The 15,583-nt window shown below is 35.1% G+C and carries 13 protein-coding genes; 9 read left to right on the top strand and 4 right to left on the bottom strand.

The window, feature by feature from the left end:
* Window positions 1-61 precede the first annotated feature (61 nt).
* Window positions 62-562, bottom strand: coding sequence for a DUF721 domain-containing protein (locus ACFILW_RS00195; RefSeq protein ID WP_375684886.1), 501 nt, complete (start codon window positions 560-562; stop codon window positions 62-64).
* 203 nt (window positions 563-765) lie between these two features.
* Between ACFILW_RS00195 and mutY the strand changes: the two genes are divergently transcribed.
* Window positions 766-1,824 carry an A/G-specific adenine glycosylase gene (gene mutY / locus ACFILW_RS00190; protein WP_375622294.1) on the top strand — a complete coding sequence of 353 codons (1,059 nt, stop codon included), beginning with the start codon at window positions 766-768 and terminating at the stop codon, window positions 1,822-1,824.
* Window positions 1,825-2,313: 489 nt separating this feature from the next.
* Here the strand turns inward: mutY and ACFILW_RS00185 are convergent, their stop codons facing one another.
* A complete protein-coding gene (locus ACFILW_RS00185; RefSeq protein ID WP_372440009.1) occupies window positions 2,314-3,402 on the bottom strand; it encodes a site-specific DNA-methyltransferase in 1,089 nt (362 codons plus the stop codon).
* A gap of 370 nt (window positions 3,403-3,772) precedes the next feature.
* Between ACFILW_RS00185 and ACFILW_RS00180 the strand changes: the two genes are divergently transcribed.
* From ACFILW_RS00180 to ACFILW_RS00150, 7 genes are all read left to right on the top strand, one after another.
* The gene (locus tag ACFILW_RS00180) at window positions 3,773-4,468 is read left to right on the top strand and encodes an HAD family hydrolase (RefSeq protein ID WP_375622295.1); all 696 of its coding nucleotides are present in this window, start codon (window positions 3,773-3,775) and stop codon (window positions 4,466-4,468) included.
* A gap of 1,012 nt (window positions 4,469-5,480) precedes the next feature.
* Complete coding sequence (locus tag ACFILW_RS00175) at window positions 5,481-5,816, top strand: hypothetical protein (protein WP_375622296.1); 336 nt, start codon at window positions 5,481-5,483, stop codon at window positions 5,814-5,816.
* Between the two features lie 176 nt (window positions 5,817-5,992).
* On the top strand, window positions 5,993-6,343 hold the full coding sequence (locus ACFILW_RS00170) for a hypothetical protein (protein WP_375622297.1): 351 nt from the start codon (window positions 5,993-5,995) through the stop codon (window positions 6,341-6,343).
* A 164-nt stretch (window positions 6,344-6,507) separates the two neighbouring features.
* Entirely contained in the window at window positions 6,508-6,861 is a 354-nt protein-coding gene (locus tag ACFILW_RS00165) for a hypothetical protein (protein ID WP_375622298.1), read from the top strand.
* A 609-nt stretch (window positions 6,862-7,470) separates the two neighbouring features.
* On the top strand, window positions 7,471-8,868 hold the full coding sequence (gene thrC / locus ACFILW_RS00160; RefSeq protein WP_375684885.1) for a threonine synthase: 1,398 nt from the start codon (window positions 7,471-7,473) through the stop codon (window positions 8,866-8,868).
* Window positions 8,869-8,951: 83 nt separating this feature from the next.
* Complete coding sequence (locus ACFILW_RS00155; RefSeq protein ID WP_375622300.1) at window positions 8,952-10,226, top strand: M16 family metallopeptidase; 1,275 nt, start codon at window positions 8,952-8,954, stop codon at window positions 10,224-10,226.
* A 399-nt stretch (window positions 10,227-10,625) separates the two neighbouring features.
* Window positions 10,626-13,511: an EAL domain-containing protein gene (locus ACFILW_RS00150; RefSeq protein WP_375622301.1), complete on the top strand. Its 2,886-nt coding sequence runs from the start codon at window positions 10,626-10,628 to the stop codon at window positions 13,509-13,511.
* Window positions 13,512-13,553: 42 nt separating this feature from the next.
* Here ACFILW_RS00150 and ACFILW_RS00145 read toward each other — a convergent pair whose 3' ends face one another.
* On the bottom strand, window positions 13,554-14,138 hold the full coding sequence (locus ACFILW_RS00145; protein WP_375620658.1) for a YqgE/AlgH family protein: 585 nt from the start codon (window positions 14,136-14,138) through the stop codon (window positions 13,554-13,556).
* Between the two features lie 71 nt (window positions 14,139-14,209).
* Here ACFILW_RS00145 and ACFILW_RS00140 point away from each other — a divergent pair, with 71 nt between their 5' ends.
* The gene (locus ACFILW_RS00140; protein ID WP_375684884.1) at window positions 14,210-15,088 is read left to right on the top strand and encodes a protein-disulfide reductase DsbD domain-containing protein; all 879 of its coding nucleotides are present in this window, start codon (window positions 14,210-14,212) and stop codon (window positions 15,086-15,088) included.
* A gap of 26 nt (window positions 15,089-15,114) precedes the next feature.
* On the opposite strand, the gene rnhA is transcribed toward ACFILW_RS00140, so the two are convergent.
* The gene (rnhA, locus tag ACFILW_RS00135) at window positions 15,115-15,582 is read right to left on the bottom strand and encodes a ribonuclease HI (protein ID WP_375684883.1); all 468 of its coding nucleotides are present in this window, start codon (window positions 15,580-15,582) and stop codon (window positions 15,115-15,117) included.
* Window position 15,583: the final 1 nt, after the last annotated feature.

Here is a 15,583-nt window from a genome sequence, read left to right as displayed (position 1 = left end):
ATTAACGAATAGGAATCCAATGCTTTCTCATATATTAAAGAAAAATATATAAAATATATTGCTATTTATTATTTTTTTCCAAGAAAATGCAACAGCCAAGTTTATAAAGTGCTTGGTGCAAGCTTGTATCTTCAATTCCTTCAAGCATTTTTTCCACGCATTTTTTGTCTTGTTCACTCAAAGGCGGTTTTAGAGGCAAGTGATTCATAAAAACCGATATACTCCTTTGCTCAATCTTGATGCGATCAATAGCAATATAGCCAAAAAATCCGTTAATTCTATGAAGTAATTCCTCTGTTTCATGCATTAATTTTAACGCAGCAAATCCTTCACATGCGATAACAAGTGTTGCTGGCTGAAAAACTTCATCTTGATCTGCACGACGTTTCCAAATAATTTTAAGCGGCATTGTATATTCACTGATATCATAGCCCGCAATTTGTGGCCAATGTTCTAGAAGCGCTACATTAAGCCCTGTCCGTTTGCGTAAAACTGGATCAAGTATTTTGTATACCGTCTCAGAAAGAGAATAAAAGATACGTTTTTTAAGTTGTTTTCTCATTTTTAGATCATTGTTCAACCGCTTGCTAAATTAAAATCATTTGTTTCATCTAAAAATTGTTGCCTCCTCAATTTATGAAATATCAACAAAATAAAAAGCCTTTTCTCACCAAAGCTTTGACAATAAAAGAGCAAAAAACATGAATTACAAAATAAATAATTTTTTCTTTTGCATTTTATATCTCCCTATGCTTGAAAGCAATCATGTATGAAATTTCTTCGCACCTCCTTGCTTGGTACGATAAAAATCACAGACATCTTCCATGGCGGATTACCCCCGAAGAGCAAAAACAAGGTATCCGCCCTGATCCTTATCAAGTTTGGCTTTCTGAAATCATGCTTCAACAAACAACCGTTGAAGCAGTTAAGCCTTATTTTAAAAAGTTTCTAAAACTATGGCCAGATCTTTTCTCTTTAGCAAAAGCCTCACAAGATGATATCATGAAAGCATGGGCTGGACTTGGTTATTATTCACGCGCGCGTAATCTTAAAAAATGTGCGCGACAGCTTGTTGAAAACTACGCGGGACAATTTCCACAATCTGTAAAAGAATTGCGAACTCTAGCCGGTATTGGAGATTATACTGCCGCAGCCATTGCTGCGATTGCTTTTAACCACCCTGTAGCAGTGGTTGATGGTAATGTCGAACGTGTGGTAGCGCGACTTTTTGCTATCACTTCAATATTACAAAAAGCAAAAGTTGAAATTAAAGAAAAAACACAAAAAATTACTGCTTTAAATCGTCCTGGTGACTTTGCTCAAGCAATGATGGATCTGGGAGCAATAATTTGCACTCCACGTAAACCATCTTGTTATATCTGCCCTCTTCAATGTTTATGCAAAGCGGCAAAGATGCAACAAACGGAATCTTTTCCAGTCAAAGCCCCTAAAAAAGAACGCCCTTCAAAAACAGGGATTGCTTTTGTGGTCCTTAATCAAAATAAACAAATTTATTTAGAAAAACGACAGACGCAAAAACTCCTTGGTGGAATGACCCAAATTCCTAACAATATTGGCATCGATAACGAAAATGGGCTCAAAAACGCTCCCTTTACTGCCAATTGGCAATTCAAAGGACAAATTACGCATGTTTTTACTCACTTTTCTCTAAAACTCGATGTTTACTATACCGAAGATGTTCATGAAATGAATTGTGAAAATGGTTGGTGGTGTAACATTCAACATCTTGCCGAAGAAGCATTACCTACTGTTATGAAAAAAGCCATTTCCATAGCTCTTCCCAATTCTTTCAGATTTAAATAGCCTTGTTTATAAAAAATGTTTGCTAATGAAAGCTTTTGTATCCTTAGCGACCATTTTTTAATCTTTAAAAGAAAAATTTAAACACGTGAAATGACCAATTTTTTTCTACAGATAAGAATTAAGAAGGAATAGAAAAACTTAGAAGCCTTAGATTTAAATTTCAGGATCTGCCCTTTGTTCGCTCAGATAGGTATACGTGTTACCTAAAAAAAACACTTGATTTTGAACTTCTGAATGAACCTTTTAATTCCGATATTTCGTTTTTATAAGCTTATATTGATACTGTTTTGGAACTAAAATTAAGACATAGAGTGCAAATTTCTCATTTTTATTTCTTCTACAAGAAGCGTAAAAATACTCGCTTGCCACTCACAAGCGAGATTAGTGTGTCAATAAAAAACATCTAAGAAAGGCATAAAACGCTCTCACGTCCATCTCAATCAAGATCAGGTACATTGGTGGTCAATAGAATAAAGTGATCAGCTTAGTTCATAAAACACCCGTTTTTAACATTTGTGAACGTATGATCATTCTTAAATGATCTATGGACTTCAACCGTCCATTTTCCTCATAATACCAAAAGGTCCAACCATTACAACTCTGCGAATCTTGAGCCTTTCTTCCCATTGCGTGAATTGAACCCGCTTCACCACCATGCATAATCGTACCATCAGCTCTTACAATAGCAGATACTTGCTTCTTACGATCGTAAAGAACTTCTCCAGGATAGAGTAAACCTGCTTCAAGCAAACTGTTGAATGCTACGCGCGGTTCTGCTTTTTTTCTATCCAAAATCGCTAGTTCTGGTTGCGCTAAAGGTTTAACCGCCGCAATTCTCTCACATGCAGCATCGATGTAATCTTGCTCGCGTTCAATCCCAACAAAATCACGCCCTAAAAGCTTGGCAACAGCACCTGTTGTTCCCGAACCAAAAAACGGATCGAGAATAACATCACCAGGTTTACTAGAAGCCATAATAATACGCGCTAATAACGCTTGCGGTTTTTGTGTTGGATGTAATTTACGCCCTGAATCATCCTTTAAACGTTCAGCTCCAGTGCAGAGAGGGAAAAGCCAATCTGAACGCATTTGTAAATCTTCATTTGCTGCTTTTAAGGCATCATAATTAAATGTGTACTTTTTATCTTTTTGATCTCGCACGGCCCAAATAAGCGTCTCATGAGCATTTTGAAAACGGCGCCCTCGAAAATTAGGCATCGGATTATTTTTGCGCCAAATAATATCATTAAGCATCCAAAAACCTAAATCTTGTAATGCCGTCCCAACCCGAAAAATATTATGGTAAGATCCGATAACCCAAAGTGTTCCGTTGGGTTTTAATACACGACGACAAGCAAGCAACCATGCACGGGTAAAAGCATCATAAGCAGCAAAGCTCTCAAACTGATCCCATGCATCATCAACCGCATCAACAAGCGAATGATCTGGACGGTATAAAGCTCCATCCAATTGCAAATTATAGGGTGGATCCGCAAAAATCATATCAACGGAATGTTTTGGAAGTTTTTCTAGAACGGAAACACAATCTCCCTTAAAAATTTTATTGCGCCATGGCATTTGTGAGGGAGTACGAAGGAAATCTTTTTGAAGCTGAATAACTGTCATGAAAAACCCAACAAAATTAACTAAATTTGCCCTATAATCAACCAAAATAGTTTATAGGCCCGCATTACCAATCCATATTTACAAAATAGCGTAAACGTATCGTTAAAATTCCGCAAAATTGATATTCGTTTTTGTTTTTTAAGTAAAAAAATTTTTATATGAATGAAATCTTAATTTTCTTTTTTTCAATGTACTGTTCCCATATCTTTTATTTCGTAAAAGAATTAAGAATCATTTTCAAAGCGTATTTTTATGAAATAATGTCCTCTCAATATCGTTTTCATAAAAGTTGTCCATCTCGCAACATATAAAGGAATGTCTTATGCCTCAGATAGATCTTATTATTTTTGATTGTGACGGAGTTCTCGTTGACTCTGAATATCTTGCAGCAAAAATTGGATCTCAATTGCTCAAACAAACAGGATATGAAATATCACCCGAAGAATTGAGTGAGCGTTTTGCAGGGCTAATCTTTCGCGATATTCTTAAACACGTTGAACAGGAAACAGAAAAACCAATTTCTGCTCATCTCATAGATCAAATGACTAATATTTTTCGTACACAAATAAAAACTGAATTACGTGCTATTGATGATGTAAGAGAAGCCATAGAAATTATTCAAACACGCTATCCCTACTGTATCTGCTCTAATGCAAAGAGCATCGATATAAAAGAGATGCTTACCACTGTTGAACTCTATGACCTTTTTGAAGGTAAAATATTTTCTGCACCTGAAGTTGGAACAAAAAAAACCAAACCTGCCCCTGATGTTTTCCTTTTTGCTGCAAAACAATTACAAGTAGAACCCCAAAACACTATCGTTATAGAAGATTCACTTCATGGTGTACACGCAGCCAAAGCAGCAGGCATGCGTGTCATCGGCTTTACGGGAGGATCGCATAGCTATCTTGGCCACTCTAATATACTTGCAGAAGCTGGTGCTGAGACGGTTATTGCAAAACACGCTCATTTAGGAGAAGTCCTAGAAGCAATGGCAGTATGGCAAGATTTCGTATAAAAAACTTCATTCAATATATTTATCAGCACATGAAATCTCTTAGTAACATTCTTAGTATGGCGTCTTCTCTTGCTTAAAGCATACGTACAAAAGCTTAAACATAACTAAAATGGCTCCACGATGATAAATAACTCGTATATACTTACGCACTATATATTATAGTCAGTGGAACTCTCTAATAATTTAAGCTCTTCTGATTGTAAATTATTGTAAAAAGCTATAGATTTTATTTTACAATATGAAATGAATATAACCAAATTACCACTATTATGCTTCTTCTTATAATGATGGTACAGATAAATATTATAACTAACGATCATTAAGCTGATAACTTTACAATATATACCTTACAATAAACGTTATTATAAAAAATTAATAGCGTATTTAAAAAACATTAAAAGAACATCTATTAATCCAAAACAACTTTTATATTACTTATGATTCATACTAAATAAAAATATCGAATAAATTCATTTATTTACACTACTATTTTAAATATAAGTTATAAAATTATTTACATATTAATATATAAAAAATGCATAAAATACAATAACATCACATCACACCTAATAAAATATATAAATACCAAAAATGTTCTTATTATTTTTATAATTAAGTTTTTATGATTACATTTTATTTATTAATGCTTAAAATAAAACTATCATTATGTTGATTATTTCCTATTTATATACAAATATATAAACCACAAAAAACTAAAAAAGTAACTCAATGATTAGAAAAATATTTATTATGTCTTATAATAAGCAATCATATTATTCCAATAAAATATTCTTATTTAAAATTTTATAATATAAAAATTTTATAATATAAAAATAATACAACTGTATTATATATTTTATATAAACAAAAAGTATTTTTGTTGTTGACAATAAGAACATAATGTATTATCGTGTAACATAATGAGTAAACATATTTAGTGTTTTAAAATTTGTTTATTATCATTATTTGTGTATATAGGTTCGTATTAATATAAAAATATTTGAGGTAATTTATGGTAAAATTAGTTGCAAATTATACATTATGTATCTTTACGGTGGCTGTTTTTTTTCTTTTGCAAGTTGCAAATGTTAATGCAAATTATTTAAAAAATAGCTCTCTAAAAGAAGATTCTTCTCCATCTATAATAAAACACGTGGAAAATAAAACAATCCATACAGCTTCTATTTATGTACCAACTTTAAGTTATGGAACAGTAAATGAATCAGCTCTTGAAGGAAAAGTAGAAAAAGTTGCTGCTTTTACAATAGGGGCAGGAGTGTTGTTAGGTGGATTTATAATAACTACATTGCTAAACTGGATAACACAAATAGTTGCAATCTTTAAATAAATTATAAAATAATTACTGTTTTGTTATGAACAATATAATAATAAATTAAATAATTAAAATAATATTCATTAATAATAAATAATTATTATAAGTATATCTAAAATATATATTTACCAATTATACGTATTTATTAATATATTTATGATATAAATATTTAAAGTATTTGAGGTGAAATTATGACAAAAGTATTTAAAAATTATATACTAAATATTTTTATAGCTATTGCTTTTCTTTTCTCACAAATTGTAAATGCTAATGCAAATCATTTGAACAATAGCTTTCAAAAAGAGAATGTTTCTGTTTCTGTAATAGAAAAAGCAACCAATATGGCTACTCTTTATATTTCAAATTTAAATTATGGAGTAGGAAATGAAGCTACTGTTGAAGGAAAAGTCGAGAAAGTTCTTGAGCCCATTACGTTAGGAGCTTTTGGTATTTCAATATTAGCTGGGTATGGAATAGGGACAATAGGTATAATTTTAGCGTGGCCCGTAGGGCAGATACAAAAACTCATAAGTTCTCGCTAATTAACAGTGATACCGACGACCTTATACTTAAACATTTGAAATATAAGAATAAAAATCTGAACGTGAGGCATGGCTACATTATCTGCTCATTGTTATTAAACTAAGACACATAAATAGCTTTCCCCTCACAAATAACAAGATTAGAAAGTATTTGAGGTGAAATTATGACAAAAGTGTTTAAAAATCATGTGTTAAGTACTTTTATAGCGATTGCTTTTCTTCTCTCACAAATTGTAAATGCTAATGCAAATCATTTGAACAGTAGCTTTCAAAAAGAGAATGTTTCTGTTTCCGTAATAGAAAAAGCAACCAATATGGCTACTCTTTATATTTCAAATTTAAATTATGGAGTAGGAAATGAAGATGGCATTGAAGGAAAATTTGTAAAGGTATTTGAGCCCATTACGTTAGGAGCTTTTACTACAATAGGAGCTTATATTTTCGGTGGACTTACTGGACTCGTTATGTCCGTATTCAGTGCGATGCTCGGAGGAGGAATAGCTAGAAGTTTAAAGTAAAAATAAAAAAATCTAAATAATCTGAAATTAAAAGCAATGCCTTAAATGGCGGACTGCCTCAGTAATTGGGGCAGTTTTTTTGTGCTTTCTATGGATAAATTTGTTCATTATGAATCATACCTGTGTAGCTTCAATATAACACCTATTAGCATAAAAACTGATAATTTAAACTGAATAAAAACCTCTCAAGATGCACAATTTAGGCACATAAAACTAGGAAATTATCTCATAAATCCTCCAACACAAGTTATAAATACCACTTTCCAGAAGCTAATTGTAATATGCATTTTGATTCTAAAAAGTCTAAGCAAAAATAGGTAAAATAAATGAATCTTTGCAAGAAAACTCTTTGAGAAATACCGCAATATGTAGAAAGCAATATAAATTATAAAATAGATTAACAAATAACAGAACAAAGTCTTTTGAAGATAAATTTTTAATATCAATATGTTATATCAAAATTTCTAAAGGACAATACCACTGTTTCATCATTATTGATAAGTATAAGCAAACAAACTTCCATTCATTTCACAATTCAAATATTATTAAAAATGTGAGACACACTACTGCATCAGTTTATCGATAATAAATAAATGAAAGAAAAAATTCATGAAATATATCAGCACAAGAGGCGTGGCCCCTGCTCTAGGCTTTACCGAAACGGTTATGACGGGTCTCGCTAATGATGGCGGTCTGTACCTTCCAGAAAAATTTCCTCAATTATCACCCGATGCATTACGAGCACTGCGTGGGCAATCCTATATGACCATTGCTAAAACTATTCTTTGGCCCTTTATGAATAACGAAATCGAATATGTATCTTTTGAGAATATGATTACCGAATCGTACAATACCTTTCGTCACCCAGCAACCTGCCCGTTACTGCAAATTGGTCCAGATGAATTTATCCTTGAACTTTTTTACGGTCCTACCTTGGCATTTAAAGATGTTGCAATGCAGTTTCTTTCTAGATTGATGGATTATATTTTAACTAAACAAAATAAATGGACAACGATTGTTGCTGCAACATCGGGTGATACAGGTGGTGCTGCAATACAAGCCTTTGCTGGAAGAAAAAATTCAGATGTTTTTATTTTATTTCCCAAAGGACGTGTATCATCCATTCAACAACGGCAAATGACCACCAATCAAAGTGATAATGTTCACGCCATAGCTATCGAAGGAAATTTTGATGATTGCCAAGCACTCGTCAAAGCAATGTTTAATGACCATAACTTTCGTCAAAAAAGAGCGCTTTCAGGGGTTAACTCTATAAACTGGGCGCGTATCATGGCGCAAATTGTTTATTATTTTTCATCTGCCCTTTCCCTAGGTGCTCCTGATAGAGCCGTCTCATTTACTGTTCCTACTGGAAATTTCGGTGATATTTTTGCAGGGTATGTCGCTGCCCGTATGGGATTACCTATCGCACAACTGGTTATTGCAACAAATGATAATGACATCCTTCCACGCACATTAACCAGTGGCACTTACGAAATACGACCTATAACCCATACAACATCGCCTTCTATGGACATTCAAGTCTCTTCTAATTTTGAGCGCTTGTTGTTTGAAAGTGGTAATCGTGATCCAGTATGGATTCGCAATGCCATGGAGAACTTGAAACAATCAGGACGTTTTACTCTTGATGAAAAACAGCTTCAAAATATTCGCTCCCTGTTTTGTGCTGGGAAAAGTAGCATGGCTGAAACAGCACAAACAATTAATAGTGTTTATAAAGAAAGCGGCTATCTTATTGATCCACATACAGCCGTTGCACTCAAGGTAGCGCGCGAACACAAAAAGCCACATATTCCAATGATCACTCTTGCCACAGCTCATCCTGCTAAATTTCCTGATGCAATCCAAAATGCCTGTGGTATTAATCCACCACGGACATCTTGCCTAGATGGATTGATGGAATCCAAAGAGTGCTTTACAAGTCTTGCTAATAATGAAAAAATAGTAAAAGATTATATTTCTTTAAAATCAAATGCATCTTACTAAGTTCAGCTGCATTGTAATTAAAATCACAAATATTCCAATGCCCTTATAGAGGTATTTGGCTTGTTTAATGGAGTCATAAACACATGGGTGTAGATATCAGTCGCCTGAGTAACGGTTTGACTATCGCCACACAGACAATGCAACAAATTGATAGTGTAGCGCTCGGAATATGGGTTAAAGTGGGCGCACGCAATGAAACCTTTACACAACATGGCATCGCCCATCTCCTTGAGCATATGGCTTTCAAAGGAACCGCCAATCGTACAGCTCTTAAAATTGCAACTGATATTGAAGATGTTGGCGGTGAAATCAATGCCACCACCAGTATTGAAACAACGGCTTATTTTGCACGTGTACTTAAAAGCGATATCCCGCTTGCTATCGACATTTTAGCCGATATTTTGATGCATTCAAAATTTGACGAAGATGAACTAGAACGAGAAAAACAAGTAATTTTTCAGGAAATTGGTGCCGCCCATGACACGCCTGATGATATTGTTTTTGATCACTTTACAGAAACAGCCTTTCGTCATCAATCCCTTGGTCGCTCTATTTTAGGAACAGCTAAAACTATTCAATCATTTACATCCGCTGATCTCCATGATTTCATTAATAAACAATATAGTGCAGATCGTATGATTGTCGTTGCAGCAGGAGCTGTAAAGCACGAAAATTTCTTGCGAGAAGTTGAAAGTCGCCTTGGTACTTTTCGCCCCCATTCAACTACCCCCCTTACTAATCTTGCAAATTATGTCGGAGGCGACTTTCGTGAATATCGCGATTTAATGGATACACAAGTTGTTCTAGGATTTGAAGGGCGTGCTTATCACGCGCGTGATTTTTATGCGGCCCAAATTCTTTCAATCATTCTTGGTGGTGGTATGTCTTCACGTCTTTTTCAAGAGGTAAGAGAAAAACGTGGATTATGCTATTCTATTTATGCTTTTCATTGGGGATTTTCAGATACTGGACTTTTTGGTGTTCATGCTGCTACTGGACAAGAAGGGCTCAAAGAACTTATTCCTGTGATTCTTGATGAACTTTCCAAGGTCAGCAAAAGTATTCATGCCAATGAACTTCAACGAGCGCAAACACAATATCGTGCTAATCTCATAATGTCACAAGAAAATCCTTCTAGTCAGGCACATCTCATTGCTCGCCAAATACTCCTTTACGGTCGACCAATTCCAATATCGGAAACAATTGAACGCCTCAATCTCATCACTCCTAAAAGATTAACTGATTTAGCGCATCGTCTTTTTACAAATTCCACTCCAACACTAACTGCTGTCGGACCTGTCGGCCCCCTCATGAATTTTGATGATTTAACATCAACTCTTTCATACAAGCTAAAGTAAAAAATTCTTTTCAAAGCAGCATCACAATAACATCACATATTTTATCATAAAATTTACTACAAAAGCTCTTCTCATTAAATAAGTTTTGGAAATATTGGGCAAAGAGGCGTACAAAACTACCCAATTCATACTTCATGTGATAAAGATTCTAATGAGTGAAGGTATATCCGTGAATATCTGGAAATTCATGGTTTAACTTTGCCCTTTTAAAATATAAAACTTCATGCGCTTCAATTTCCATTGGAGCAAATGGGTGTGTGGTCTATTTGTATATAAAATCACATAACTTAAGAAAAAGTGATTACAATTTATTATATAAATAAATTATAAAAGGTGGACGTTTTTTCTCAAAAATCGAAATGAAAATTAAACATCCTAAAATATTGAGAGTGGGACATTGTGAAGAGTTTGCGTAAAATAATTGACATCATTTTCATTGTAGTCGTTAGTTCTTTTGTCCATCTTACATCAGCACAAGCAATTGAGCCAGTTAAAATTTCTTCTCAAGATGCTGCTCTTGATCTCTCAAAAGCAATTGAAATTCACCATACAAACAACTCTATTTTTCAAACAAGTACAGCGCCAGGACCAGATGGTATTGTATGGCGTATTGAAGTGCAGGCAAAAAATGAAAAATTTTCCGGAAACTGGGCAGTTTTTTCTCTTGCAAATCCAACAGATGAACAAGTTGACCGTCTCATCGTTGCCCCCCATTACCGCATGGCACATTCTGGATTTTTTTGGCCAGACCTTGGATCAGCAAGGATTCAATCCATAACGCCAAGCGAAGGTTTTTCCCTCGATCGTCAACTTAGTGCAAACTCTGATATCTTTCGTATTACCCTTAACCCTGGTGCTGTTGTTACATTGGTGGCCGAACTTAACTCTGCCACTCTACCGCAAATCTATTTATGGCAACCTGAAGCTTATAAGGATGCAATTAATTCTTATACGCTTTATCATGGTATTCTTCTTGGTATATCAGGTCTCTTAGCACTTTTGTTAACTGTTCTCTTCGTTGTCCGTGGGACAGGACTGTTTCCTGCAACAGCGGCTGTCGCTTGGGCAGTGCTTTTTTATATTGGTATTGACTTCAATTTTTTAAATAAATTCTTTGCAGTTACACTCACAACACAGCCAATCTGGCGCGCTGGGACAGAAGTAGCGCTTGCTGCTACACTCTTCATTTTTCTTTTTACTTACCTCAACCTTAATCGCTGGCATTATCATTTTAGTTATGGTGCTATCGCTTGGACCATTGCCTTTTGCAGTCTAGGAGCCTTTGCTATTTATGATCCCATCAGAGCCGCTGGAATTGCGCGTTTGTCTTTTGGCCTTACCGCTGTGCTTGGTATAATATTAATCATCTATTTCTCAATCAGAAGCTATGACCGTGCCATTATGCTTATTCCAACATGGTTGCTCATTAGCTTTTGGTGTGTTGGAGCCTATGCCTGTATAGCTGGACATTTAAACAATGATATTATCCAGCCAGCATTAGCAGGGGGATTAGTGCTCATTGTTCTTCTCATAAGCTTTACTGTCCTGCAACAAACTTTTTCTAATGATGCTTTCCATGAAGGAATATTTTCCGACCTTGAACAACAAGTACTCGCAGCAAAGGGAGCTGGAAATATTATTTGGGATTGGAATATTGAGCGTGACCGTATTGTTGTACATCCAAACATGGCAACCCTTTTGGGTACTGAAATTCATAACCTCAATGGACCTATGCGCAACTGGATTTCAGCCTTGCACCATGATGATCGTGAACGCTTTCAAGCTGTATTGGATATCATTCTTAAAAATAAAAAAGGGCGCATTGATCAAATTTTTCGTCTTTCTTCCGGTGGTGGTTACTATCATTGGTTTTCTCTTCGTGCACGTCCGGCTATGCAAAAAGATGGAAAAATCACACGTGTCATTGGAACCATTGTCAATATTACTAACCATAAAAAATCTGAAGAACGTTTATTGCATGATGCAATCCACGACAGCTTAACCGGACTTCCTAATCAACAAATTTTCTTTGATAGACTACAAAATTATACCTCTTTAGCGAAAGCAAATATCAAAATTAGACCAACCGTCTTTATGATTGATTTTGACAATTTTCGCCAAATTAATCGCAAATTAGGCATCGCTGTTGGGGATACTGTACTCCTTATAGTCGCACGTCGTTTAAATCGTCTCATTAACTTTCAAGACACCTTATCGCGTCTTTCAGCAGACCGCTTTGCAATTATTTTACTCAGCGAAACTGAACCACAAAAAATTGCAGCATTTGCAGATCATTTGCACAAAACAATTTCAGCACCTATTTCACTTCCAGAAAACAAAATAATCCTTTCAACCTCTATTGGATTGGTTACATGGAGTGAAAGCCGATCGACAGCTAAAGATATTTTTAATGATAGTGAATTAGCGATGATTCGTGCAAAACAAATGGGTGGAAACCATATTGAACCTTTTCGTCCTAATTTTCGCACTTTGGGTCTCGAACATAATACTCTGGAGAAAGATGTTCATTATGCTATAAAACGTAATGAGATGAAAATCCTCTACCATCCTATTCTTAATTTATCAGACGGACATATTATTGGTTTTGAAACAATTGTAGAATGGCATCATCCCACTTATGGAAATTTAAATGTTTCTGATTTCATAAAAATCGTAGAAAATGAACAAATTGTTATGGATTTGTCACAATTTATCATCGATAATGCCATTATTGATCTTATAAATGTACAAGAAAAGTTTTCCCAACAATCTTTCTTTATTTCAATTAATTTACCAAGCGCAGAAATGATTCATCCGCGTTTTATCAGTCAATTGCGTGCCGCTTTGCTTCGCCATCCTCTTCACAAAGGGCGCTTGATGATTGAAATATCTGAATTTGTCTTAAGAAATAATCCTGAACAATCAGCGCACTTTCTCGAACAAATTAAAACACTTGGAATGAATCTCGCACTCGATAATTTTGGAACAGGTTATTCGTCTCTGACCTATCTCGTACGTTATCCATTTGATATGGTTAAACTTGATCGTTCACTTATCTCAATCGACTCTCTTAAGAAGAAAATTGTTCTAAAGTCTATCATTAATATGGCAACAGATCTTAATTTGCAAATTATCGCAGAGGGTGTTGAAAATGAAAAAGAAGCAATCTTCCTTCGTCAAGAAGGCTGTAAATATGTTCAAAGTACACTTGTGACGAAACCGATTGCCATAGAAGAATTAATTACACTCGTTCAGAGCCATTTCCCTTATAAAATAAAAACATAATGGATAAAATAACGTGTAAAGTTAAAAAGCTTAGAAAAAACTCTACGCGTGTCCCATTTCAGAAGCAAGATAAGTTGGATCGATACCCATGCGTGTTAAACTTTTATCATATTTGCAGCTTAAATCGCTTTCAAAAAGAAAACTAGGTGATGTAGAACTGATTAGCCAACCATTTGTAGAAATTTCTGCCTCAAGTTGCCCCGCTTTCCATCCAGCATAGCCTAATGCGACCAGTGCATGTTGCGGACCTTGTTCGCAACTGATCGCTTTTAATATATCAATTGTCGCAGTAAAACAGATCTTATCTGCAATAAAAACAGTTTCTTCACAAGTATAATCATCTGAATGAAGGACAAAACCACGCGAAGGATCAACAGGACCACCATAGCGAACAGGAAACTGTTTTATTGGTTCAGAAAGACTTTTTTTTTGGCCACTGTCTATGACTCCCAAATGAAGCAAAAGTTCTGGAAAATCAATATGATGCAATTGATTAAGAATGATGCCCATCGCACCGGCATCAGAATGCGCACAAATATAAATAACAGAACGAATAAAGCGTTTGTCATTCATCCCAGGCATTGCTATGAGTAATTGTCCACCTAAAAAGCCATTACATCGCTTCATTAATCTGTTATTCTCCATAATTTACATGATAAAAGTTTGTTCATTTAGCACACTAGGAAAATAAAACTCCAATGAAAAAAAGTCGTATATTTACAAATTTACAAAATATCGCAACTTTCTTTTATAAAAAGCTTTTCGTTACTTTAAGCTTAACATTCATAGTTTTAGAATTACTTAACATTCCTGTAAATGCTCAAACAGAACAAAAACTCCAGCTTTTCGCAACATCTTGGTATGAATCAGATGGTGGTCGTATCCGATTAGCAATCACTGAACCTTCTCTTTCTGGAATAAGAGAAGGCATTATTGAAATTGAGCTTAAACCAGGATGGAAAACTTACTGGCGTAATCCAGGTAATTCTGGCATGGCACCATTTTTTAATTTCAACCAACAGATTTCTTATGAAATCTTTTATCCTACTCCACAGCTTTTTGAAACAGAAAATGATTGGTCATTAGGTTATAAAGATAAAGTAATATTGCCCTTCAATCTTTCTGGTTCAAGCAAAAATTTAAGTGGTGCTTTCACTCTTGGATTATGTAACAAAATCTGTCTTCCATTTACTATTAACTTTGATTTTTCGCCATCTGCTCTTAAAAATAAACATCTTCCTGCTTCCTTCTTAAAAAAGGCGCAAGATTCTTTGCCCCGCATGATGCAGAATGCACTAAAAATAAGTGCCGAAAAAAATAACAGTACCCTCTTTATAAAAATCAAAAATAACAACAAAAACACTCCTTCCTCTCTCTTTTTAGATGGAGGAGAAATGCAAATTGGAGCAGCAAGAAAAGTCAGTGATAACGCAGAATATACACTCTTCAGTGCTCCACTCTATTTCGCACCAGAAGAAATAAACCAAAAAATTTTTTATACAATTTCTTTTAAAGATCACGCCTTAAGTGGAACATTCATATTCCATACGCAGCCAACCCCTCTTGCAACTCCGTGATAAAAGAAAAAACTCCCAAACAGCAATTATGCTGGAAAACGTCCATTTTCACGATATTGAGTAATTGCTTTGCGAGCAAGGGCATCTGCGCGTTCATTTTCTGGATGTCCCGCATGCCCTTTTACCCAGTGCCATCTGACTGTATGACAAGAACTAGCATCCTCAAGAGCTTGCCATAGCTCCATATTTTTAACAGGATTTTTTGATGCGGTGCGCCAATTATTCTTTTTCCAACCTTCAATCCATTTAGATATACCGTTACGCACATAAACTGAGTCTGTATAAAGATCGACCAAACAAGGCTCTTTAAGCGCCTTTAATGCACAAATTGCCGCCATGAGCTCCATTTGATTGTTTGTCGTATGAACTTTACCGCCATAAAGCTCACGTTCATGACCATTCCAGCGTAAAATTGCCCCCCAGCCTCCAACCCCAGGATTCCCAGAGCAAGCACCATCTGTATAAATTTCAACGACTTTTTGTTGAGCTGCCATA

The organism is Bartonella sp. TT110JLCBS, from assembly GCF_042193405.1.
In the GTDB taxonomy this organism is placed as follows: domain Bacteria; phylum Pseudomonadota; class Alphaproteobacteria; order Rhizobiales; family Rhizobiaceae; genus Bartonella.
This window is presented reverse-complemented; position numbering and strand designations above follow the sequence as displayed.

Excerpts from the sequence above, each read along its gene's own strand:
- ACFILW_RS00195 (WP_375684886.1), bottom strand. The coding sequence starts at position 562 with ATGAGAAAACAACTTAAAAAACGTATCTTTTATTCTCTTTCTGAGACG.
- mutY (WP_375622294.1), top strand. The coding sequence starts at position 766 with ATGTATGAAATTTCTTCGCACCTCCTTGCTTGGTACGATAAAAATCAC.
- ACFILW_RS00185 (WP_372440009.1), bottom strand. The coding sequence starts at position 3,402 with ATGCCATGGCGCAATAAAATTTTTAAGGGAGATTGTGTTTCCGTTCTA.
- ACFILW_RS00180 (WP_375622295.1), top strand. The coding sequence starts at position 3,773 with ATGCCTCAGATAGATCTTATTATTTTTGATTGTGACGGAGTTCTCGTT.
- ACFILW_RS00175 (WP_375622296.1), top strand. The coding sequence starts at position 5,481 with ATGGTAAAATTAGTTGCAAATTATACATTATGTATCTTTACGGTGGCT.
- ACFILW_RS00170 (WP_375622297.1), top strand. The coding sequence starts at position 5,993 with ATGACAAAAGTATTTAAAAATTATATACTAAATATTTTTATAGCTATT.
- ACFILW_RS00165 (WP_375622298.1), top strand. The coding sequence starts at position 6,508 with ATGACAAAAGTGTTTAAAAATCATGTGTTAAGTACTTTTATAGCGATT.
- thrC (WP_375684885.1), top strand. The coding sequence starts at position 7,471 with ATGAAATATATCAGCACAAGAGGCGTGGCCCCTGCTCTAGGCTTTACC.
- ACFILW_RS00155 (WP_375622300.1), top strand. The coding sequence starts at position 8,952 with ATGGGTGTAGATATCAGTCGCCTGAGTAACGGTTTGACTATCGCCACA.
- ACFILW_RS00145 (WP_375620658.1), bottom strand. The coding sequence starts at position 14,138 with ATGAAGCGATGTAATGGCTTTTTAGGTGGACAATTACTCATAGCAATG.
- ACFILW_RS00140 (WP_375684884.1), top strand. The coding sequence starts at position 14,210 with ATGAAAAAAAGTCGTATATTTACAAATTTACAAAATATCGCAACTTTC.
- rnhA (WP_375684883.1), bottom strand. The coding sequence starts at position 15,582 with ATGGCAGCTCAACAAAAAGTCGTTGAAATTTATACAGATGGTGCTTGC.